The sequence below is a fragment of the Luteibacter sp. OK325 genome (assembly GCF_003050935.1).
Taxonomy (GTDB): Bacteria; Pseudomonadota; Gammaproteobacteria; order Xanthomonadales; family Rhodanobacteraceae; genus Luteibacter.
This window is the reverse complement of record NZ_QAOX01000015.1, coordinates 12,629-34,090: the sequence shown is the minus strand read 5'-3', so window position 1 is coordinate 34,090 and position 21,462 is coordinate 12,629. Positions and strand designations below refer to the sequence as shown.

19 protein-coding genes are annotated in these 21,462 nt (G+C 65.0%); 10 read left to right on the top strand and 9 right to left on the bottom strand.

Annotated features, from left to right (window positions below):
* Positions 1–22: 22 nt before the first annotated feature.
* From C8J98_RS21350 to C8J98_RS21335, 4 genes are read right to left on the bottom strand one after another with little or no spacing between them, the layout of a single operon-like run.
* Complete coding sequence (locus C8J98_RS21350; protein ID WP_107915890.1) at positions 23–2,377, bottom strand: MMPL family transporter; 2,355 nt, start codon at positions 2,375–2,377, stop codon at positions 23–25.
* Positions 2,374–2,982, bottom strand: coding sequence for an outer membrane lipoprotein carrier protein LolA (locus C8J98_RS21345; protein WP_107915887.1), 609 nt, complete (start codon positions 2,980–2,982; stop codon positions 2,374–2,376). The genes C8J98_RS21350 and C8J98_RS21345 overlap by 4 nt, the downstream gene beginning before the upstream one ends.
* Positions 2,982–3,767, bottom strand: coding sequence for a glycosyltransferase family 2 protein (locus tag C8J98_RS21340; protein ID WP_107915885.1), 786 nt, complete (start codon positions 3,765–3,767; stop codon positions 2,982–2,984). The genes C8J98_RS21345 and C8J98_RS21340 overlap by 1 nt, the downstream gene beginning before the upstream one ends.
* 8 nt (positions 3,768–3,775) lie before the next feature.
* Positions 3,776–4,045, bottom strand: a complete 270-nt coding sequence (locus tag C8J98_RS21335) for an acyl carrier protein (RefSeq protein ID WP_063572332.1) — start codon at positions 4,043–4,045, stop codon at positions 3,776–3,778.
* Between the two features lie 566 nt (positions 4,046–4,611).
* Between C8J98_RS21335 and C8J98_RS22510 the strand changes: the two genes are divergently transcribed.
* The gene (locus tag C8J98_RS22510; protein WP_255417758.1) at positions 4,612–4,746 is read left to right on the top strand and encodes a hypothetical protein; all 135 of its coding nucleotides are present in this window, start codon (positions 4,612–4,614) and stop codon (positions 4,744–4,746) included.
* A gap of 107 nt (positions 4,747–4,853) precedes the next feature.
* On the opposite strand, the gene C8J98_RS21330 is transcribed toward C8J98_RS22510, so the two are convergent.
* A complete protein-coding gene (locus tag C8J98_RS21330) occupies positions 4,854–5,957 on the bottom strand; it encodes a Glu/Leu/Phe/Val dehydrogenase dimerization domain-containing protein (RefSeq protein ID WP_107915883.1) in 1,104 nt (367 codons plus the stop codon).
* A gap of 193 nt (positions 5,958–6,150) precedes the next feature.
* Positions 6,151–6,492: a YXWGXW repeat-containing protein gene (locus C8J98_RS21325; protein WP_107915881.1), complete on the bottom strand. Its 342-nt coding sequence runs from the start codon at positions 6,490–6,492 to the stop codon at positions 6,151–6,153.
* 144 nt (positions 6,493–6,636) lie between these two features.
* Between C8J98_RS21325 and C8J98_RS21320 the strand changes: the two genes are divergently transcribed.
* The 4 genes from C8J98_RS21320 (at position 6,637) to C8J98_RS21305 (ending at position 12,480) form a co-directional block, all read left to right on the top strand.
* Positions 6,637–7,515, top strand: coding sequence for an alpha/beta fold hydrolase (locus C8J98_RS21320; RefSeq protein ID WP_107915879.1), 879 nt, complete (start codon positions 6,637–6,639; stop codon positions 7,513–7,515).
* 34 nt (positions 7,516–7,549) lie between these two features.
* Positions 7,550–8,041, top strand: coding sequence for a DUF2199 domain-containing protein (locus C8J98_RS21315; RefSeq protein WP_107915877.1), 492 nt, complete (start codon positions 7,550–7,552; stop codon positions 8,039–8,041).
* Between the two features lie 104 nt (positions 8,042–8,145).
* Positions 8,146–11,598 (top strand): methylmalonyl-CoA mutase family protein, encoded by a 3,453-nt coding sequence (locus C8J98_RS21310; protein WP_107915875.1) that lies wholly within the window; start codon positions 8,146–8,148, stop codon positions 11,596–11,598.
* A gap of 57 nt (positions 11,599–11,655) precedes the next feature.
* The gene (locus C8J98_RS21305; protein ID WP_107915873.1) at positions 11,656–12,480 is read left to right on the top strand and encodes a hypothetical protein; all 825 of its coding nucleotides are present in this window, start codon (positions 11,656–11,658) and stop codon (positions 12,478–12,480) included.
* A 35-nt stretch (positions 12,481–12,515) separates the two neighbouring features.
* Here C8J98_RS21305 and C8J98_RS21300 read toward each other — a convergent pair whose 3' ends face one another.
* Positions 12,516–12,917, bottom strand: coding sequence for a biopolymer transporter ExbD (locus tag C8J98_RS21300; protein WP_107915871.1), 402 nt, complete (start codon positions 12,915–12,917; stop codon positions 12,516–12,518).
* A 56-nt stretch (positions 12,918–12,973) separates the two neighbouring features.
* Between C8J98_RS21300 and C8J98_RS21295 the strand changes: the two genes are divergently transcribed.
* Positions 12,974–14,002, top strand: a complete 1,029-nt coding sequence (locus C8J98_RS21295; RefSeq protein WP_158272772.1) for an RDD family protein — start codon at positions 12,974–12,976, stop codon at positions 14,000–14,002.
* A 55-nt stretch (positions 14,003–14,057) separates the two neighbouring features.
* The gene (locus tag C8J98_RS21290) at positions 14,058–14,885 is read left to right on the top strand and encodes a DUF3014 domain-containing protein (protein WP_146171694.1); all 828 of its coding nucleotides are present in this window, start codon (positions 14,058–14,060) and stop codon (positions 14,883–14,885) included.
* 85 nt (positions 14,886–14,970) lie between these two features.
* Here the strand turns inward: C8J98_RS21290 and C8J98_RS21285 are convergent, their stop codons facing one another.
* The gene (locus tag C8J98_RS21285) at positions 14,971–15,900 is read right to left on the bottom strand and encodes a peptidylprolyl isomerase (protein WP_107915865.1); all 930 of its coding nucleotides are present in this window, start codon (positions 15,898–15,900) and stop codon (positions 14,971–14,973) included.
* Between the two features lie 102 nt (positions 15,901–16,002).
* On the opposite strand from C8J98_RS21285, the gene C8J98_RS21280 reads away from it, so the two are divergent.
* Positions 16,003–16,701, top strand: coding sequence for a GNAT family N-acetyltransferase (locus C8J98_RS21280; RefSeq protein WP_107915863.1), 699 nt, complete (start codon positions 16,003–16,005; stop codon positions 16,699–16,701).
* A 7-nt stretch (positions 16,702–16,708) separates the two neighbouring features.
* Here the strand turns inward: C8J98_RS21280 and C8J98_RS21275 are convergent, their stop codons facing one another.
* Positions 16,709–18,133, bottom strand: coding sequence for an aldehyde dehydrogenase family protein (locus C8J98_RS21275; protein WP_107915861.1), 1,425 nt, complete (start codon positions 18,131–18,133; stop codon positions 16,709–16,711).
* Positions 18,134–18,218: 85 nt separating this feature from the next.
* Between C8J98_RS21275 and C8J98_RS21270 the strand changes: the two genes are divergently transcribed.
* Together C8J98_RS21270 and C8J98_RS21265 are read left to right on the top strand one after the other, a co-directional pair.
* Positions 18,219–19,124: a LysR family transcriptional regulator gene (locus C8J98_RS21270; RefSeq protein WP_107915859.1), complete on the top strand. Its 906-nt coding sequence runs from the start codon at positions 18,219–18,221 to the stop codon at positions 19,122–19,124.
* 80 nt (positions 19,125–19,204) lie between these two features.
* Complete coding sequence (locus C8J98_RS21265; protein WP_233260330.1) at positions 19,205–21,448, top strand: DUF5916 domain-containing protein; 2,244 nt, start codon at positions 19,205–19,207, stop codon at positions 21,446–21,448.
* Positions 21,449–21,462: the final 14 nt, after the last annotated feature.

Genomic DNA, 21,462 nt, shown 5'->3' with positions numbered 1-21,462 from the left:
CCGGTGACGTGTGCTGGGTTGTTCATGCGGTTCGATTCTTCGGTGCGGGGACGCTCACCGGCGCAAGCAGCGCGGTGAAGCCGATCCCGAGGAGCAGGGTAAGGCCAAAGTGTCGCAGGGCCGGCATCGTGCTGAGCGCGAGCAGGCCGAAGGAAAGCAGGGCGGTGACCGCCGAGAGCAGCACGCCGGCGTACGCCGCGCCAGGAAGGTGGGCGACATGCGGTTCGCCTTCGCGCAGGAACACCGCGTAGTTCGCGCCGACGCCGAGCACGAGCATGAGTGCCATGACGTGGAAAAGCGTGAGCGGTTCGCCGAGGTAACCCAGTGCCGCCACGCTGAGCACGATGCCGGCGGCCGGCGGGAGCAGGACTCGCCACGCGGAGCGGGCGCCATAGCGCCAGACGAAGGCGAGGCCGACCAGGGCCAGGGCGCCGCCGAGCCAGATGTCCGCGTAGCCGCGATAGCGTCCGAAGAGAGCCGTGATACTCGCCGGCTTGTCGACCAGCGAGACGCCGGGCAGGCCGTCGGCCGCCGCGCGCAACAGGTTCGCATCGTCCTGGCCTTGCGGCACGACGATGCTGCCGACGCCGTGTTCGCCGCCACCCATCCACAAGTAGCGGAACGGCGTATACGCCGGCATGGCGAGCCAGTCGTCCAACGTAAACGCGCGGCCCGGCCACGCAGCGACGAAGCCGGCACCGCCTTGTGCGCGGAACCCGGCCTGGCCCAGCCAGCAGCTCATGCGCTCGCGTGGCGAAAACAGCGGGGTGAGCGCAGCGATGTTTGTCGCCTGGCGACGTGCCGAAGGCAGCATGGCGCTGATCCCCGTCCAGCCGCCGAGCTTGCCGTCGGCCACCCAGGTCTGCAGCCGGTCGGTCAGCGCTTCCTCACGCTGGAGCACTTCCTCGGTATTGGCCCCTTCGACCAGCCAGAACTGGCTGCCGCCGCCGAAGCCGGCAACGTCGCGGATGGTTGCCGTCTGTGTTTCGAGTGCCTTCGGCGGTGAGATGAGCAGGTGGATATCGTCATCGTGACCAAGGCGCAGCCAGCCCGGAATGGCGACGACGCAAAGCACGGCTACGCCCAACAGCGCGCGACGTCCCGAGGCGACGCGTTGCCAGCCAAGCGCGAGCCGGACGAGGGCAGGCGAGAGCGGTGCGCGTGCCGGTTTCTGCGCCAGCGCCGGCAGCAGCCAGAACACGCTCGCGCAGGCGACGGCCATGCCGGCGATGGCGAACACCGCCATCTGGCGCAGGAACGGAAAAGGCACGACGGCGAGCAGTGAGTAGCCGAGCAGGGAGGTGGCCAGCGCGAGCAGTAACGCCGGACGCACCTGGCGCACGCCGCGCTCGGCGTTCCAGGTGGTGCCCGCATTCGCTCGAGCGCACAGATACTGGATCGAATAATCCACCGCTTCACCGAGCAGGGCCGCGCCGAATACCAGGGTCAGCAGATGGAGCTGCCCGAACACGAGTACGGTCGTGGCGATGGCGCCGATCACGCCGAGCGCTGTCGAGACGAAGGCGATCAGCAACGGCCGCAGGGAGCGGAATACCAGCAGCAACAGGATCGCGATGCCGACGCTCGAAGCGATGCCGACCACATGCGTGTCGTGTTCGGCGGCGGCGCGGGCGGAGGCGGCGTAGAAGATGGCACCGGTGCGCAACAGTGTCGCGCCCGGATGTTTCGCGAGCATCGCCGATTCCGCGCGCTCCAGCGTCGCCAGCGCCTGGCGCTGCACGACATCGTCGTACGACGAACCCTTGAGCGTGGCGATGACCAGCACGTAGCTGCCATCGTCGCGGTGGGCGGTGAGCAGATCGTCCTCAGGGACGAGGGCCGAGCGGTTCCATGGCTGGCGGTCGAGCCAGTGCTGCATCCAGCCAAAGGGATCGTCGGTCAGCTTCGCCCCCACGTTGGCGCCGAATGGCTGGTTGAGGCGACGTTTCAGGGCATCCACCGGATCGAAGCCCGGCGTTGTGAGCGCGGCCCGGTCTTCCGGCGTGAGCAGGTGGAAACGGAACGGCAGGAAGGGCGTGACCAGCTGGTCAAGATCGAACGGTGGCAGTTCCGCGATCACCGAGGCGAACACGGGATCCTTGCCCAACGTGGCACCGAACTCACGCGCCGCGTCTTTGGCGGTGTCGTCATTGGTGTGGTGGACGAGCAGCACCATGCGATCGCCGCTGGCCCTCGCCAGCCGCTCGACGGCGTCTTCGGCAAGCGGATGGCGCTCGGTCGCGGGGAGCAGGGTCAGTACATCGGTTTGCAACGGCGAGGTGCCGCGGCCGAACAGCAGCCATGCGCACAACAGGCACACGACCAGCGATGCGAATGCGAACAGGCCAGCGCGTTGCGTGGTCGACAGCGACTTCATGGAATGCCGAGCACCTTGGCTTCGACCAGGGTGAGCGAGGCGGCATCGCGCGTATTGGCAAAGGTGATGAACGTGCGCTCGCCGCTGGCGAGGTTGACTTCGATGGACTGCAGGAAGTCGTCGCCTTTGAGCGTGATCCCGGCGAGCACTTTCGCCACGCGGGATTGGCGCGGCACGAAGTGCAGGCTCCAATGCGCTGGCGTGCCTTCGGCGCTGATCGTGAACTGGCGCATGGCGTCGCCCGACTTGCCGGCGAGCAGCGACTGCAGCATGCCGGATACCTGGCTGACGCCACGATTACCGTCGCGCACGCGTTCGAGCTTGCCCTGCGCGTTCAATCGCGAGGTATCGCCGGAGGTGAAGACCAAAGTGTCGTCGAACGGATCGCGTGTATGCCAGACCATGCCATGACCGATGACGAAGAGCAGGTCGCCATGGCTGAGCTGGGGTTCGGCCAGCGCGGGGTTCTCGCGGCTCTGGGTGAATTCGGCGCGAACCTGCGAGTGCTTCGCCAGATGGCCGAGCACGTCGTCGGTGAGCGTGGGCGTTTGCGCGTACGCGGCGAACGCGCAGAACAGGGCAAGGAAGGCGATCAGTCGACGCATCAGTGAGTCCCGCTTTTGAACTTGCGAAGGAGGAGGCGAGGGGCGCGCGGCAGCATACCCAGCAGCAGGCGCGTATGCATCGCGGTGATCCGCGCGTTATCGCGCCACATACGGAAGTGTGACAGCCCGTTCTCGGGGTAGATCACGCGGGTGGGCAGGTTGCGCACCGGCACGCCGCGCCAGAACAGGCGCACGGCAATTTCGGTGTCGAAGTCCATGCGGGTCGGCAAGGGCTTTCGTGCGATCTCCGCACGCGTGGCATCGAGGGGATAGAGCCGGTAACCGCACATCGAGTCCTGGATGTCGAACGACAGTGTTTCGGCCCAGACGCAGGCATGCGTGAGGTAGCGGCCATAAAGGCGCGCACGCGGTACGGAGTCATCGTAGATCGGTCGGCCGCAGACCATGGCGTCCGGCGAGTTCTTCGCCTGGGCAAGGAAACGCGGCACGTCGGCGGTGTCGTGCTGGCCATCGGCGTCGATCTGCAACACATGGCTGTAGCCGGCTTCGTGGGCGGCGAGGAAGCCCGCGCTCAGCGCAGCGCCCTTGCCGCCATTGGTGGGGAGGCGGATTAGCCGAAGGTCGTCGCGACCGACCACCAGGGCGTCGAGGATCGCGCGCGTCGCGGCATCAGAGCCGTCGTCGACAATCAGCACGGGCAGACCATGCCCGGCGAGCGCGTTGGCGGTCGCCGCAATGGTTCGTCCATGGTTGTAGATCGGGACAACCGCGCAGGGCGCGAAGGATCGCGCCGCGGTGTCGTGCGGTCCGGGCCTGCCCGCCACCGGTCCGCTCAGCGAGCGACGAGCGTCTGTACCGTGGCGACCACGTCGCCCACGGTGCGCACGCTCTTGAAGTCCTCGGGCTTGATCCGGGTGCCGGTCATATCCTGCACCTGGATGGCCAGATCGATGGCGTCGATGCTGTCCAGCTCGAGGTCGGTGAAGAGGTTGGCCTCGGGGGTCACCTTCGCGGGGTCGATCTCGAAGGTTTCATGCAGCACGGACCGCAGTCGCGCGAGGACGTCGTCGAAGGTGAAGGTTTCGGCTGGGATCGCGCTCATAAGCTCGGTAAGTCCATTTCATCCCCGGGCGGTGTCGGTCACCCCTTCAGGCACAAGGGCAGCCACGCCGTCATCGAGGCGACGAAAGTCGTGATCGGAAAGTTCTGATTTGTTGCCGCCGCGAACGGCGTCCCCCTTGACCCAAAAGCTCCATGTAGGCAAAGCCTTACAAGACAGCCCGGGGTGGAAGAAGTGTAGCAGATCGTCGCAGGGGATGGCCCTGTCACAGGGCAGCGCCCCACCAGAGGGGGATGTCCCTTGTGGGGCGGGGATGTCCCTCGTGGGGCGGGGATGTCCCTTGTGGGAGCCGCTTCAGCGGCGAACCCGCGGCAGCGGGCCAGACTTCCGGCTGCCCCATCGCCGATGAATTGGCTCCTACGGGGCCGCGGTTGGCTGACGGACACCCGTCCGGACGCCGCATACATCGTCCGCGGACACGGATGGCCCGGCGGACCGCTTCCCGAAAACCGCGCAGGAATGCGCCCTGCAGGGCATGGCGGCCGTTGGCACGCCCGATGCAACGTTAATCACGACCCCACCTCATTCATCGTCCAAGGAGAACGACCATGAAACTCGAAACCGCCATGCTGAAGACCTTCTTCGTCGCCGGTGCCCTGACCTGCCTGCTGATGCTCGGCGCCTTCGTCGCCTCGCCGGCGAACCATGTGGCACAGACGGTCCTGGTTGCCGCTGCTCGCTAATTCGCGGCTCCCAAAGAGAATCGGCGCGTACCTATCTGCCGCACTTTGCGATAAAAGAACCGCCGGATCGCTCCGGCGGTTCTTTCGTCACCCAGATCCCGATGCGATTACTGCCCGCGCATACGACCCTGGAAGCGCGGTGCGCCGTTGCCCATGTGGGGCAGGCGGATCTTGCCGATGGCGCTGATGCGCTCTTCCGCCATGCGATCCGCGGCCTTGTAGGTCGGGATGTTGTCGCGGGCGGAGATTTCGAAGATGCGACCGACGTTGTAGTAGATCGTGCGCATCATGCGCATCGCACGCTCGCGGTTGTAGCCGTCGATTTCGAGCGAGACGTTCATGACGCCGCCGGCGTTGACAGCGTAGTCCGGTGCGTAGATCACGCCGCGGCGGGCGAGCTCGTCGCCGATCGCGTCGGTGGCCAGCTGGTTGTTGGCCGCACCGCAGATGATCTTCGCCTTGATGCGGTCGATGGTCTGCTCGTTGATCGTGCCGCCCAGGGCGCAGGGGCTGTAGACGTCGGCGTCGACGTCGTAGATTTCATCGAGGCCGACGGCTTCGCAGCCGAGTTCGTCGACGCAGCGCTGCACGGCATCCTTGTTGATGTCGGTGACGAACACCTTGGCGCCCTGCTCGCGGAGCAGCTTGATGAACTCGCTGCCCACATGGCCGCAGCCCTGCACGGCGTAGCTGTACTTGCCCACGTCTTCGTTGCCGTGCTTGGTCTGCAGCGCGGCCATCAGGCCCTGCAGCGTACCGAACGCGGTGAACGGCGAGGGATCGCCCGAACCGCCGTGGACCTGGTGCACGCCGGTGACGTACTCGGTTTCACGGTAAACGTATTCCATGTCGTTGACGTCGATGCCGACGTCCTCAGCCGTGATGTAGCGGCCGTTGAGCGAATTGACGAAGCGACCGAAGGCGCGGAACAGCGCTTCGGACTTGTCCTTGGAGGGATCGCCGATGATCACGGCCTTGCCGCCGCCCAGGTTCAGGCCAGCCACCGCGTTCTTGTAGGTCATGCCGCGCGACAGGCGGAGCACGTCGTTGATCGCGTCCTGCTCGGTTTTGTACGGCCACATGCGCAGGCCGCCCAGCGACGGGCCAAGCACCGTGTTGTGGATCGCGATGATGGCCTTGAGGCCGGCGTCTTTGTTATGGCAGAAGACGACTTCTTCGTGGCCCGTGTTGGCGATGGTTTCGAAAATCATCGAACGCAAACTCCAGTTACTAGCGGCAGCAGCACCGCGCTTCTAGGTGAAGACCCGTGATGGGGATCACGTGTCGATAAGGACCGTGCAAAAAAATCGCCCCGGCCGTGTGGCGGGGGCGAGATGTCGTGTCAGCTGCCTAGTTTAAACCGTTGTTGGCGTCCGTGTAGGTGCGGCGCAGCAACCGGGCCGTTCAGCGATGCCAGTGCGGGTCCCGGACCCAGGTCTCACGCTGGATGCGATAACCGCGGCCATAGGGACGCCAGACCGGCGGACGGTAGACGTAACCCGGGCGATAGGCGTTCCAGCGGCCGCCGACCCACACGTAACGGCCGCCGTACCAGTTCCAGTAACCGGGCGCCCAGGCGTAGCCGGAGCGCGGCGGCGGGACACGCTCATAGCGCGGCGGCGGCGGGCGGGTGCCGACAGTGACCTCGACGTACTCCCGTGCGGCGGCGGGCGGGGTGTAACTTGCGGCACCCGCGGCCAGGCCAAGGGCTGCCAGGGCAACGAGTTTGCGGGTCAGGGTCGTCATATGCACTCTCTCCTCGGGACGTCCGCGAATGCGGATTCGTGCGCCAGAACGCGGTTTCCTTGCGACGGGTTGACCGGCCCTACGCGCTAGTGTTCAGCTTCGTGAAAGCTTACCTCTTCCCCTGAATCCTTTGGCCCTTACCTCATGAAGCCACCTCGCCGCTTTGGCGTGCGCACCGTCGCGACCCTGCTGGGCATCCGCTTGGCCTTTCGTTTCGGTAGCCGCGTGGCGCCGGTCCGAACGGTTGCGCACGCGGCCCGGGTTTTCCAGACACCGTTGCCGAGCAGCCGTCAGCGGGCCGCCCAGGCCCTGACCACGATGTCGGCGCGAAAGGAGAGCGTCGAGGTCGCCGGCGAATCCATCGCCACTTACGTCTGGGGCGATCCGTCCAGCCAGCCTTATGTACTCCTGGCGCACGGCTGGTCGAGCCTGGGCCTGCGCTGGGAGAACTGGGCGCCGCAACTTCTTGCGCGGGGCTGGGCCGCGGTGTCCTTCGACCAGCCGGGGCACGGGCATAGCGGCGGGACGTTGTGCACCTTGCCGGACTTCGCACGCACCGTGGCGGCGATCGGTCGCCACTATGGGGATGCGGAAGGGGTCGTCGCGCATTCACTGGGCGGCGCGGCGGTCACGCTGGCACTGGGCGAGGGCTGGACCGCGAAGCGCGTGGTGCTGATCGCGCCGGCGGCCGACCCGATGGCGGCGACACGCCGTTTCGCACGGTTTGTCCGCCTCGCCGAGCATCTTCGCGAACCACTGCATCGCTTGCTGGCCGCCCGCACCGGGGTAACGATCGAAGCGCTGCACGTGGACAGGCATGCGCCCCAACGCACGCAGCCCGCGCTGATCATCCACGATGTGGCCGATCGCGACGTGCCGGTGGAGGAGGGCGAGCTGTATGCGCGCCTGTGGCCGGGAGCGGTCCTGGTGAAGACGCGACGCCTGGGCCATCGCCGTATCGTCGACGATGCGGACGTGATGGCGACGGCGATGGCCTTTCTCGGTGGCGCACAGGTCAGCTGAGCTACCATCGGCGTCTACCTCACGGAGCGGTCCCATGACAGCTACCTGCGCGATCTGTGGAGCGACGCACGAGGAAGACGAGCTGGAACTCAGCTACGGCCGGCCCGATGCCATTTTCGACATGGCCAACGACGAGCGCTCGCTCGATGTCTACGAGAGCGACGATGCCTGCGTGATCGAAGACGAACGATTCTTCCTGCGGGCGACGCTCCCGCTGCCCGTGCAGGGTCGGAAGGACGACTATCACATCGGCGTGTGGGTCGAGGTCAGCGAGGACCATTTCCACCGCGTCGGCGATCTCTGGGACGACCCCGAGCAAGCGGCTGAGCCGCCCATGTCCGCCACGCTGGCCAACGAAATCCGGCATCACGAGGGAAGTCTCGGCGAGCGGGTGCTGATGCAGCTCACCGGTCCCGATACAAGGCCGCAGGTGTTCATCGTGAACCCTGAGCTTCCGCTGGGCCATGAGCAGCGGGCAGGCATAACCACCCACCGTGCGAGCACCTATTCCGCCGGACTGGGGTGAACTGGCGACCGGGCGGGTTCGCTGCACTGCAGCAGGGCCCGCACCGCCCCCGGCGGTAGAATTGACAGGTTCCCGACCGCAGTCAGTCTTTCCCCGGAGTTTCCATGAGCTCGCAGCCCAAGCACATCCCCGCCAGCCACACCGACGCGGAGGCGACGCCGTTGCGCTTCGTCACGGCGGCGAGCCTGTTCGACGGCCACGACGCGGCGATCAACATCATGCGTCGCATCATCCAGAGCCAGGGCGCCGAGGTGATCCACCTGGGGCATAACCGCTCGGTGGAAGACGTGGTGCGCGCCGCGCTCCAGGAAGATGCCGATGCCATCGCGTTGTCGTCCTACCAGGGCGGCCACGTGGAGTACTTCAAGTACATGGTCGACATGCTGCGTGAGCGCGGTGCGGGCCATATCCGCGTGTTCGGCGGCGGCGGCGGCACGATCACGCCCGAGGAAATCCGTGAGTTGCAGGCGTATGGCGTGGAGCGCATTTACCACCCGAACGACGGCATGAAGCTCGGCCTCACCGAGATGATCGAGGATGTGATGTCGCGTACGCGCGCCGCCGCCAGCCAGCGCGTGGAAGCGGCCCCGGTGACGGCCTCGGTGGAAGACGAGATCTCCATCGGCGCCATGCTCTCGGCGATCGAGGAAGACCTGCTGCCCGAACCCGAGCTCGCCCGCCTGCGCAAGGAATGGCAGCTCGCCGGCAACAAGACGCCCGTCCTCGGCCTGACCGGCACCGGCGGCGCCGGTAAGTCCAGCGTGGTCGATGAACTGCTTCTGCGCTTCCTGCATGCCTTCCCGGAAATTCGCATCGCCGTGCTCGCGGTGGATCCGACGCGCCGCCGTAGCGGCGGCGCCCTGTTGGGCGACCGCATCCGCATGAACTCGCTGCGCAGCCCGCGCGTCTACATGCGTTCCATGGCGACGCGTCGTCAGCATGCGGCCACGTCCATCGTGCTGCACGACTGCATCGACTTCCTGAAGTCGCAGGCGTACGACCTGGTGATCGTCGAGACCGCCGGTATCGGCCAGAGCGATTCGGAAATCGTCGACCTCGTCGATTTCCCGGTTTATGTGATGACCAGCGAATACGGCGCGGCCAGCCAGCTCGAGAAGATCGACATGCTCGACTTCGCCGAACTCGTCGTGCTCAACAAGTTCGACAAGCGTGGTGCCGAAGACGCGCTGCGCGACGTACGCAAGCAATGGAAGCGCAACCGTGTCGCGTTCCAGCTGGCCGACGAGAACGTGCCGGTCTACCCGACCATCGCCAGCCAGTTCAACGATCCGGGCGTCACCTGGATGTTCGCCAATCTCTGCCGGCTGATGCGCGGCAAGCTCTCGCTGCCCGAAGCGGCGTGGACGCCGGATATCGACACGACGCTGCGCGAGCCGCGCGCCACCGTGTTGATTCCCGGTAACCGCGTGCGTTACCTCGCCGAGATTGCCGAGCAGGGCCGTGGCGTCAACAGCGGTATCGCGAAGCAGGCGGAAGCGGCGAGCAAGGCCCAGCACTATTTTGAATCGCTCAAGGATATCGGCGACGACAGCCTGCCGCGCGCGTTCGATCTCTACGACCACGACGCACTGAGTGTCGAGGGCGACCGTTCGCTCTCTACGCTTCGTCAGCGCTACAACGAGGCCGTGCGCGAGCTGACCAGCGAAGCCATCGCGCTGCTGCGCGAGTGGCCGTCGCGCTTTGCCTCGGTCACCGACGAGTTCACCGAGTACCAGGTGCGCGACAAGGTCATCCGCGTCGAGAACTATCGCACCTCGCTGAGCCACCAGAAGATTCCCAAGGTATCGCCGCCGAAGACGAAGGACTGGGGCGAGCTGCTCTCCTTCCTCATGCGCGAGAACCTGCCGGGCTACTACCCGTACACCGGCGGCGTGTTCCCGTATCGCCGCGCCGGTGAGGATCCGACCCGCATGTTCGCGGGCGAGGGCACCCCGGAACGCACCAATCGTCGTTTCCATTACCTCTCGCTGGGTGGCGCCGCTGCGCGCCTCTCGACGGCGTTCGACTCGGTCACGCTCTACGGCGAAGACCCGGCACCGCGCCCGGATATCTACGGCAAGATCGGCAACTCCGGTGTTTCCATCGCTACGCTCGACGACATGAAGAAGCTGTACTCGGGCTTCGACCTGTCGGCACCGTCCACGTCGGTCTCGATGACGATCAACGGCCCGGCGCCGATCATCCTCGCCATGTTCATGAATACGGCGATCGACCAGAACGTCGAGAAGTACCTCAACGAAGAGCCCTCCCGTTGGGATGCCGCCAAGGCGCGCATCGCGCAGCTGTACGCCGACGGCAACCGCCCGACGTACACCGGCGGCTTGCCCGAGGGCAACAACGGCCTCGGCCTGGGTCTGCTCGGCGTATCGGGCGAGGAAGTGGTCGACGCGGAAACCTACGTGCGGATCAAGACATTCACCCTGGCCAATGTGCGCGGCACGGTGCAGGCGGACATCCTCAAGGAAGACCAGGCGCAGAACACCTGCATCTTCAGCACGGAGTTCGCCCTGCGCATGATGGGCGATATCCAGCAGTACTTCGTCGATCACAAGGTGCGCAACTTCTACTCGGTGTCGATCTCCGGGTATCACATTGCCGAGGCCGGTGCGAACCCGATCAGCCAGCTGGCTTTCACGCTGTCAAACGGTTTCACCATCGTCGAGTACTACCTGGCTCGCGGCATGAAGGTCGACGACTTCGCGGCGAACCTGTCGTTCTTCTTCTCCAACGGCATGGATCCGGAGTACACGGTGATCGGCCGCGTGGCACGTCGCATCTGGGCCCGCGCCATGCGCGAGCGCTACGGTGCCAGCGCACGCAGCCAGATGCTGAAGTACCACATCCAGACCTCCGGGCGCTCGCTGCACGCCCAGGAAATCCAGTTCAACGACATCCGTACCACGCTGCAGGCGCTGTACGCCTTGTTCGACAACTGCAACAGCCTGCACACCAACGCGTACGACGAGGCGATCACCACGCCGACGGAAGAAAGCGTGCGCCGTGCGGTCGCCATCCAGCTCATCATCAACCGTGAGCTCGGCCTCAACTTCAACGAGAACCCCTGGCAGGGCAGCTATGTGGTCGACGAGCTGACCGACCTGGTCGAGGAAGCCGTCTACAAGGAGTTCGAGGCCATCAGTGAGCGTGGCGGCGTGCTCGGTGCCATGGACACCATGTACCAGCGCGGCAAGATCCAGGAAGAGTCGATGTACTACGAGCACAAGAAGCACGACGGCTCGCTTCCACTCATCGGCGTCAACACCTTCCTGCCCAAGGACCACGGCGGCGAGATCTCCACCGAGATCGAACTCATCCGTTCCACGGAAGAAGAGAAGGGCCAGCAGATCGACAACGTGCTGCTCTACGGGCGCGCCCGCAACAGCCTCGCCCCGGAAAGCCTGCGCACCCTGCAGAAGACCGCGCGCGATCGTCGCAACGTGTTCGAACAGCTCATGGACGCGGTGAAGAACAACTCCCTCGGCCAGATCAGCCACGCCCTCTACGACGTCGGCGGCGAATACCGCCGCAATATGTAACCAGTGGCTGGCCTTTCCGCGCGGCTCGCTGCGCGACTTGCTGCGCAACTCGCTTCTGTGGGAGCCGCTTCAGCGGCGAAGGGTGCTCGCGCCAGGGCCACGATTCTCGCCCTGGCGCTCTGCATCACATCGATAACCGCGCAAGCCCAAACTCCGCCGCAGCGCCACAATGAAGAGCACCCACGCCACATCCTCTTCATCGGCAACAGCCTCACCTACGTCAACAACCTGCCATCCGCCTTCGCGTCCCTCGCACCCGCGGACATGCACCTCAGCGTTGACATGATCGCGCGCGCCGGCGCAGCGCTCGAAGACTACGAGCATGACCCGGTAGTGGCGCGTGCGCTGGCCACAGGCGGCTACACCGACGTAATCCTTCAGGAGCGCGGCGGCAACGCCATGTGCGCTCCAGGTTGCGAAAAGCATCTGGCGGCATTCGCACGCACGGACCAGGCGACGGTCGCTCTCGCTCGTGCGGCACGTGCCGCGGGAGCCCACGTCTACTACCTTGGGACCTGGCAGCGCGCGAACCGTGAGGTCAGCGAAAGCGAGGTAAGGGGAGAGCATCGCATTGCCTCATTGGCAGGCATACCGTTGATCGAACTCAGCGAGACGCGTAGACGGCTGGTGGAGATGTATCCGGAAGCCGCGTGGACACACGCGGACGGCGAGCATCCCGGGCACACGATGACGGCGCTGATGGCATTGCGCACATGGCGCGCTGTCATGGGTGAGGTGTCGACGCGGCCCCCATGTGTCGCCGGCCCGCTCTGGTACCACGCGCCTGACCCGGAAGGCATCGTGCACATCGATAGGATGTCGATATCGCCGACCTGCCTCGTTGACGCGGCCATGGCTGCGAAACTCGCCGCGGCGCCTTGAGTCGGGCGGGGTTGCCCCGCCCGGCATCGCGTGACTCAGTGGTTAACGAAGTCGATCTTCGACAGCCCGTTGACCTTCGCCTCGGCGAGTACCTTCGCCACATCCTCGTACGCAGCGTTGTCCGACGCGCTGATGTGGATCGCCGGCTTGTCGCCTTCGCGCGAGCCGAGAATCTGCATCTGCGTCGCGAGCGCGGCGTCCGTCACCAGTACGTGGTTCCAGAACGTCATGCTGCCCGCTTCGATGGTGATGTCGATGGGTTCCAGCATTGCCGTGGATGGTTGCGTGCCTGGCGAAGGCAGGTCCACGCGAGCTTTATGGGCAACGACCGGTGCCGAGATCATGAAAATGATCAGCAGGACCAGCAGGACGTCGACGAGCGGGGTGACATTAATGCCCGAGATCGGGGCAGCGTCTTGCCGTGCAGAGAAAGCCATGGTGCCTCCTACAGACGTTATCGATGGGGTGGTGCCCTGGTGCCAGACCAAGGGGGATGTCCGGCGTGACCAGCCTAGGTGCCGAGTGGCTCTTCCCGCAAGCGACCAGCCCGGTGCATCATGGGGGGATAGACGGAGGCATCATGGAAGACGTTTCAACGGCACCGACACCACGGGTGTCGCTGGCAGGATTCTGGCGAAGGATCGGCGCTTTCGCCGTGGACTGGGTGATCCTGGCACTAGGTGGCTACGTCCTTGGCCAGCTCCTGTTCGACCAGCTGGCGTGGCTGGGTGGTTGGGATCGTCTGGTCGGTTTCGTGGCCGCCACGCTCTATTTTGGCTTGCTCGACAGCGGGCGCTTCGGCGCATCCACGCCGGGAAAGCGAGCGCTCGGGCTTCGCGTGGTGGACACGGCAGGCCGTGTGGTGTCGCTGCCCAAATCGTTTCTTCGCGCCGTCGTGCTGGCGGCGCCAATCATGTTCAGCGGTACCATCCTCGTAATGAGCGATGCTTCCTATGGCGAGCGTGCAGCCAGCGGCCTGATGGGCGGCCTGGCGATAGCATCGCTCTACATGGTCGCTTTCAATCGCTCGACCCGCCAGGGTCTTCATGATCTGGCGTCGGGCGCGTTCGTCGTGCGAGGCCGCGCGTCGCGCCAGGCGATGAGCGGATTGACTCTGTGGCGAGCGCACCTCGGTATCGCAGCAATCTTCGTCGTAATCGGTGTGCCCATCAGCATGGCGGGATATCCGGTCTACTTTGCTTTTGCGCCGAGCGCCTGGTCTCAGGCGACGCTGTTGCCGTCGCTGGGGCCGCCCTTGGTGCGCGCCGCGTGGATTCGCTGGACACCTGTCGAAGGCTCGCCTCGCACCTGCACAAGTGTCACCGTGTCGTTACGTGGTACTGGCCTTGATGATGAGAATATCGCGCGGAAAGTGGCTCAAGGCCTCGTCTTGCGGTTCCACTGCCATGTGGATACAAACCTCGCAGTACGCATGGTTTACGGTTTCGACCTCGGTTTCGCCGGCGGGCATCGCTTCCGTGATTACGTGATCGACGCGGATCAGTTTCCCCACAATCCTTGAACCAAACCCGCCATTCGTAGTCCCATGGGGCTAGGTTTTGGCAGGAGCAGGTGTGGTGAGCAGTCATTCATCGGGTTCAAAATGGGTCGCGGGTTTACTGATCGTGGCGATTCTGGTCGTGGTCGGCATCTTCATTTACCGGGAAAAGCAGGCGCGCGATGCGGTCAGTGCACCGGCCTTCTCGAACGGTCCGGTCGCCTCCGCGACGTCGACCACCGTGCACGATGCGCCGCTCGTGCAGCATCCGATCGGCCCTGCCGGCGGATCGACCGCGGGGCTGCCGCCACTGGACCAGAGCGACGACGATGTTCTGGCCGGATTGATGGCCCTGACCAGCGACGGTGCACTGAAGTCGTTGCTGCGCCCCGAGGCCATCGTCTCGCGCATGGTGTCGACGATCGACGCGCTGCCGAAGCAGAGTGTCGGCATGAACGTCGTGCCGTTGCGCACGCCGACGGGTCGTTTCCAGGTGGTTTCCGACGACGGCAATTTCATTGCGTCAAAGAAGAACATTGATCGCTACGCCACCTATATGTACGTGGCCGATCGCATGAATACCAAGGCGGCGGCTGCCTGGTACAGGCGCAACTATCCGTTGTTCCAGCAGGCGTATCGTGATCTCGGTACAAACGGCTATTTCAACGATCGCCTCATCGAGGTGATCGACCACCTGATTGCCGCGCCGGAACCGAAGGGCAACCAGCAGCTGCTTCCGGAGAAGGTGGGTTATGTCTATGCCAACGAGGCGCTTGAGCAGTTGTCCGTCGGCCAGAAGTTCATGATTCGCGTGGGGCCGGAGAACGAGGCGAAGCTGAAGGTGAAGCTTCGTGAGCTGCGTGAGGAGATCGTGGGGCAGAAGGCAGCGGGTTCGGACGGCGATTGATATCTGGCCTGCTTAGGCGGGATCGCCGATGAATCGGCTCCCACAATAGACCTGTGGGAGCCGCTTCAGCGGCGATGCTTTCCGGTCAGGGTGCAACAGGCTTCGACGGATCGCGCACCGGCACGCTGATATTGCAAAGATCGATCTTCCCGGCCGGGCGCGTATAGAAATCGTCCTTCCGGTTGCGCTTGGCCTCGATCACCGCGGCAAACGTCTTGCTGTCGGTGCGCAGAACCTGGATCGGCGTGCGCTGCGCTTCGGGAACATCCGCGGCGAGGCGCACGCTCTTGATCGTCACGCGCTGCGCGGGCTTGTCGTAGAAGCCCATCGGCTCACCACCACGCGGGTAGGCGGCGAGAAATTCCATGCCCTTGATGACCTTGCCGGCCACGGCGAGGTTGCGGTCGAGGTTTCGCGGGGCCTGGCCGATGATGGCGTAGAGCGAGCTGCCGTTACCGGTTTCCGCGCCGACGTCGCGGGCAACACCCACGGTGCCGTAGCAATGGGTAATCCAGGCTTCACCGGCCTTGGCGTCACGGGCCACGGGGAAGCCGTCGGAGAAGCCGACCTCCGGCGCATAGACGTCACCATCGGGTAGCTTGGTAAAGGGAATGGCTTTGCCGCCCAGCTTGCGCGTGAACTCCGGCGTGAGCGTTTCCTTGGCGCTGCCCAGGCTTTTGGCCTTCTTCTTGTCGTCGCCGTCCGGGTCGCCCCACTGGGTGACGAAGTTGTCCTGGACGCGGATGACCTGGGTGCCGTCGAAGTAGTGCTCGCGAATAAGGGTACGGATGTTGGCCGTATGCTCCGGCGACCAGTCCTGGGCGAGCTCGATGATGACCTGGCCCTGCGGCAGGTCCATGTAGACGAGGTTCTGCGGATCCGGGGTGCGCCATTCGGCGGCGGTCGACTTGGCCAGCAACTCCTTGGCCGTGGGCGTATGCGCCTTCTTCGCCTCCTCGGCAACGGCGGGCAGGGCGAGGGCAAGGGCGAGAACAAGGCAGGTACGAGCGAGCATGGGATCCCCGGAATGAGTGCTAACGGACGAAAAGTAGCAGAGCCAGTTGTGATGCGCGCGGGTTGACCCCCATGATGTGTCATTCGTCATCGGAAGGCAGGCATGGATCCCTCCGTACTCGATAACCCGCTGTGGTACTCGCTTACCGGCGAGCACGCGGCGCTGGCCCGGCGATCAGGCGATGCGCTCTGGTATGGCGACGCCTATGCACCCTTCGTGGCGGTGGCGAGCCCGGCTGCCCACGTGATCGACGACCCGCGGCTGGTGGGGCGGCGTTACTTCCTGGGCGTGGCGCCCGACGTGCTGCCTGAGCGCTGGATACCTGCTCCCATCGATGCCGGTCACGCCGTGCCCGATACCTTGCAGCTTGTGCGCCCCCTGAATGCTCCTGACCTGGATACGGAAGAGACTGTCTCCGTGCTTGGCAACGAGCACCGGGAACGCATGCGGGCCCTCACTTCGTTGGTCTACCCGGAATTCTTCCGCGAGCACACGGCGGCATTGGGTACCTATGTCGGCGTGTTGCAGGAAAGCCGGCTTATCGCGATGGCCGGCGAGCGGATGGCCGTGCCAGGTGCCCGCGAGATCAGCGCCGTCTGCACGCATCCCGAGTTCGCGGGGCGCGGTCTCGCGCGCGCACTCCTGGTGGCATTAGTAAACCGGCATCGCGCCCAGGGACTGGTTTCCTTCCTGCACGTGTCCGCCGGCAACGAAGGCGCCACGCGTCTCTACGAAAAACTCGACTTCGTCCACCGCGCAACGTTGACGCTGACCGCGGTGGATATCGCCAAGTCGCACTGACCCTCGGTCAGGCATTCACGCCGAGCAAGGCCTTCGGCTCGAGGTAAGCCTCCAGGCCAAAGCTGCCGTACTCACGGCCCAGCCCGGACTGCTTGAAGCCGCCGAACGGCGCCTTCGGCTCGTGCGCAATCGTGTTGACCAGCACTCGTCCGGCATCGATGCGCGAGGCCACGCGGCGAGCACGCGCCGCATCCGCGGACAGCACATAAGCCTGCAGGCCATAGGGCGTGTCGTTGGCGATCGCGATCGCGTCCTCGTCGTCGTCATAGGCGATGATCGACAGCACCGGCCCGAAGATTTCCTCGCGGGCGATCGTCATGTCGTTGCGCACGTCGGTGAACACGGTCGGGCGGACGAGCCAGCCATGCGAATGGCCTTCCGGACGGCCTTCGCCGCCGGCGATCAGGCGTGCGCCTTCCTCCATACCCTTGCGGATATAGCCCTGCACACGGTCCCACTGCTTGCGGCTGACCATGGGGCCGACGTCGGTGGCGTGGTCGGACGGATCGCCCGAGATGACGGTGTTTGTCGCCGCGGCCATGCGCGATTCGAAGTCTGCCAGCCGTGCGCGCGGTACCAGCAGGCGCGTCCCTGCGATGCAGGCCTGGCCGCTGTTCGCGAAGCCGGCCATCACGACCAGCGGTATGGCGGCGTCGAAATCCGCGTCGTCCAGGATCACCACGGGGGACTTGCCGCCGAGTTCCAGCGTCACGCGCTTGAGCGTGTCGGCCGCAGCGCGGACGATGCCCTTGCCGACGACGGTCGAGCCGGTAAACGAGATCTTGGCGATGTCCGGGCTACCGACGAGGGTCGCGCCGACCACGTCGCCACGGCCGGTCACGATGTTGAACACGCCAGCCGGTGCACCGGCCGCATGCAGCGCCTCGGTGACGACGCGTGTCTGCAGGGCGCTCATCTCGCTCGGCTTGATCACGGCGGTGCAGCCGGCGGCGATGGCGGTGGCGAGCTTGCCGCAAATGAAGCCGGCATTGCTGTTCCACGGCGTAATGAGCCCGACGACACCGACCGCCTGCATGACCACGGTGGCCGTGCCCTTGCGGCGTTCGAACTCGAAGTGCTCGAGCGTCTCGATCGCGTCGAGAAACACGCTGGATGCATGCTGGACCATCCAGCGACCGCGGTTGACCGGCGCGCCGTATTCCTCGAGCACGGCGGCGAACAGGTCATCGCCGCGCGCCTCGACGGCCGCATGCATGCGACGGAGCAGGGCGATGCGCTCAGTCACGGTGGTCCGGGAGAACGCCGGGAACGCCCGCTTCGCCGCGGCGATGGCACGGCGCGTATCTTCCTCATCGGCGAGACGCACCATGCCGATGACCTCTTCGGTGGCCGGATTGAACAGCTCGAAACGCTCTTCGCCGTGCGGGGTAACGAACGCGCCGTCGATGTAGATCTGGTCGATCGTGTGCATGAGGTGCTCCAAGAGGGGGGTGGATTCGATGGAAAGGATGGGCGCAAAGGATTAGCCTGATAAGCCGGACAAATCTGGATAGGGCATGAAGCGGGAGCGGACAATACGTTCAGGACTGACGGAATTCGAAGCGGTACTGGCCGTGGCGCGACTCGGTAGCTTTCGGGCGGCGGCCGCCGACATGGAAATGTCGACCTCCGCGCTGAGTCAGTCGGTGGCTTCGCTGGAAGCGAGGCTGGGCACGCGGCTCTTCCATCGCACCACGCGCAGCGTTCGGCTGACGGACGCAGGCGAGCGCTTTGTCGCGGACCTGGCACCTGCGCTCGCCGGCATTCGCGACGCGATCGACCGCGCAGGCGACGACGCAGCGACACCGAGCGGTACCTTGCGGCTGAACTCATCCACCGGCGCTGCGCGCTGGCTGATGCTGCCCTTGCTCATCCCCTATCTGCAGCGTTATCCGAACGTCCACCTCGACCTGGTCACCGAAGAACGGATGATCGACATCGTCCGCGAGGGTTTCGATGCGGGTTTCCGCACCGTCGACACCGTGCCCGGCGACATGATCGCCGTACCGCTGGGACCGCCCATCCGCTTTGCCGTGGTCGGATCGCCGGCGTACTTCGCGATGCACGGCCGACCGCACACGCCTGCCGACCTGGCGCGGCATCGCTGTATCCGCGCGCGCATGCCGGCCGGACACATCTATCACTGGGAGTTCGAACGCCACGGTGAGGCGGTCAGCGTCGACGTGGAGGGGCAGATGACCCTGGGCCAGCCCGATCTCATGCTGGAGGCCGCGAGGGCAGGGTTGGGGCTCACCTACCTGACCGAGTTCAGCGTGTCGGACGATCTTGCGGCGGGCACGCTGGAGCGCGTGCTGGAGGACTGGACGCCGCCGTTCGACCGTCTGTGCCTGTATTACCCGGGCCGGCGGCATGTGCCCGCCAACTTGCGGGCGCTCATCGACCTCATCAGGGAGAACGGCTGAGCGCATGGGCCAAGGGTCATGGCAAACCCTTGCGAGGCGGGCGGCATCCTATCCGCAAGATTCCACGTCCCGGATGACCCATGCATCGCCGCTTCGCCCTGTTCGCCATGCTTTGCCTCGCTGCTGTCTCGGCCCATGCCGAAGTGACGATCGACGGCCACATCGACCCGACGGAATGGATGGGCGCGCAGCACATCACCGACTTCCGCGACACGCAGCCCAAGACCGGCAAGCCCGGTAGCCAGCCGACCGAGGCCTGGGTGCTCTCGACACCCAAGGGACTGGCCGTAGCCATTCGTGTCATCCAGCCGGCCGGTGTACCTCGTACGACGCAGCAGACCCGCCGCGACGAGGACGCTCTCGTCGACCGCATCAATGTCATGGTGGATTTCGACGGCGACGGCCGCGTGGGCTATGACTTTGAAGTGCGCTCGCTCGGCGGCGTGGCGGATGAAGTGATCACCAATGAATCCGACTTCAGTTACGACTGGGATGGCCGCTGGGATCACGCGGTCAGCCAGGACGCCGAAGGTTATTCGGTGGAGATCCTCATTCCCTGGTACATCGCGCCGATGCGCCACGCCGACGGCGATAACCGCCACATCGGCCTGTATATCGATCGCATCATCGCGGCCACCGGCGAGCGCATGGCCTGGCCGGCGATCAGCTTCGACCAGGGCCGCTTTCTTTCCAGCTTCCAGAAGGTGTCGCTGCCGTCGTATTCGCAGTCGCTGTTCGCGGTGACGCCGTACGTGGTCGGCAGGGTCGACCGTGCGCACGGCGGCGCCTCGTTCCAGGAGGGCGCCGACATCGTATGGAAGCCGAACGGGCAGACGCAGCTGACCGCCACGATCAATCCGGATTTCGGCCAGGTGGAGAGCGACGATCTGGTCGTGAACTTCTCGCCGGAAGAAACCTTCTTCACCGACAAGCGCCCGTTCTTCACCGAGAACCAGGGCATCTTCGACTTCAGCCTGCTCGACGATTACTCGCAGCTGGTCTACACACGACGCGTGGGTGCCGAGTCAGACGATGGCCACGGCAACGCGGATATTTCCGCTGCGGTGAAGGTCAATGGCAGCGTGGGCGATACCAGCTACGGCATCCTCACGGCGCAGGAAAAGGGCGACGACGGCCGCTCTTTCGGCGCGCTTCGCCTGACCCAGACCGAAGGTACGCAGACCTTCGGCATGCTTGCCACGCGAGTGAATCATCCGTACCTGGACCGCGACGCGAACGTGCTCGGCTTCGACCACCGCTGGCAGCCGAGCGAGACATTCACCGTCACCAGCAATGTGGTCGGCAGCAAGATCGACCAGCCGCAGGCGAATGCGTCGGGCCTTGGCGCGACCAGCATCGTGTACTGGGAGATGAACCCGGTATGGAGCCAGCAGTGGCTGGGCATGTATTTCGGCCATCGCCTGGACATCGACGATTTCGGCTACCTGCCGCGCAATGACATGGAATACCTGCACTGGGAAGTGCGCCAGCGCGTGACCGACCTCCCGGCAGATTCCGCGTATGCCTCGCATCTGTGGCGCTATCGCATCTCGGCGCAGGACAACACGGAAGGCCGGCGCATTTCCCGTCGCTTCCGCATCCAGCGTGACAGCCGGCGTCGCGACGGTGGCGACGAAGAATGGCGGCTCGATGCGTTCACTTCCGCCTACGATGACCTGCTCACCCGCGGCGGCAACCCGTTGCACACGCCGCCGACGGCCAAGCTCACCTATGAGCGCGAAAGTCCGCGTATCGGCCACTGGAGCTGGAAAGACGAGGGGTTCATCGGCGGCAACCAGCTCACCGGTTACCACCGGCTCGCGTACTACTTCAAATTCACGCCGACCTATTTCATCACCGACGCCTTCAGCATCTTCGCTGGCGCAAGCTACGAGTGGGATCCGAACTGGCTGATCTGGCAGGATGGAGGCTCGCAGGTCTCGAACCTGGTTGGCTCGTTCGATGGCCGGACCGTCGGCATCGACAGTGGCGTGAACTGGAATTTCGGCAACAAACAGGAACTTCGCGTGAAGCTGCAGACCCTGGCCGTGGGGGCAAAGCTGCGCCAGGCCTACGAGATCAACCCGGAAGGACGTGCCATTCCTACCGACGAGCATGTGGATGGCCTGGGCGTGGCGAATCTCGGGTTCCAGATCCGCTACCGCTACGAAATCGCGCCGCTGTCCAACCTCTACATCGTCTACAACCGTGGCGGCTACGAGCAAGACACGGATGACGCGTTGGGCTCGCAGTTCCGTCGCGGCTTTGGCCTCAAGGACGTCGAGGAAGGCCTGGTGAAGGTGGCCTACCGGCTGGAGTTCTGACCTTCTTCACGCCG

Coding starts and splice junctions, on each gene's coding strand:
- C8J98_RS21315 (WP_107915877.1), top strand. CDS start 7,550: ATGACAGCTACCTGCGCGATCTGTGGAGCGACGCACGAGGAAGACGAG.
- C8J98_RS21270 (WP_107915859.1), top strand. CDS start 18,219: ATGAAGCGGGAGCGGACAATACGTTCAGGACTGACGGAATTCGAAGCG.
- C8J98_RS21330 (WP_107915883.1), bottom strand. CDS start 5,957: ATGATTTTCGAAACCATCGCCAACACGGGCCACGAAGAAGTCGTCTTC.
- C8J98_RS21265 (WP_233260330.1), top strand. CDS start 19,205: ATGCATCGCCGCTTCGCCCTGTTCGCCATGCTTTGCCTCGCTGCTGTC.
- C8J98_RS22510 (WP_255417758.1), top strand. CDS start 4,612: ATGAAACTCGAAACCGCCATGCTGAAGACCTTCTTCGTCGCCGGTGCC.
- C8J98_RS21275 (WP_107915861.1), bottom strand. CDS start 18,133: ATGCACACGATCGACCAGATCTACATCGACGGCGCGTTCGTTACCCCG.
- C8J98_RS21325 (WP_107915881.1), bottom strand. CDS start 6,492: ATGACGACCCTGACCCGCAAACTCGTTGCCCTGGCAGCCCTTGGCCTG.
- C8J98_RS21345 (WP_107915887.1), bottom strand. CDS start 2,982: ATGCGTCGACTGATCGCCTTCCTTGCCCTGTTCTGCGCGTTCGCCGCG.
- C8J98_RS21285 (WP_107915865.1), bottom strand. CDS start 15,900: ATGCTCGCTCGTACCTGCCTTGTTCTCGCCCTTGCCCTCGCCCTGCCC.
- C8J98_RS21295 (WP_158272772.1), top strand. CDS start 12,974: ATGTCCGGCGTGACCAGCCTAGGTGCCGAGTGGCTCTTCCCGCAAGCG.
- C8J98_RS21280 (WP_107915863.1), top strand. CDS start 16,003: ATGGATCCCTCCGTACTCGATAACCCGCTGTGGTACTCGCTTACCGGC.
- C8J98_RS21310 (WP_107915875.1), top strand. CDS start 8,146: ATGAGCTCGCAGCCCAAGCACATCCCCGCCAGCCACACCGACGCGGAG.
- C8J98_RS21320 (WP_107915879.1), top strand. CDS start 6,637: ATGAAGCCACCTCGCCGCTTTGGCGTGCGCACCGTCGCGACCCTGCTG.
- C8J98_RS21300 (WP_107915871.1), bottom strand. CDS start 12,917: ATGGCTTTCTCTGCACGGCAAGACGCTGCCCCGATCTCGGGCATTAAT.
- C8J98_RS21350 (WP_107915890.1), bottom strand. CDS start 2,377: ATGAAGTCGCTGTCGACCACGCAACGCGCTGGCCTGTTCGCATTCGCA.
- C8J98_RS21335 (WP_063572332.1), bottom strand. CDS start 4,045: ATGAGCGCGATCCCAGCCGAAACCTTCACCTTCGACGACGTCCTCGCG.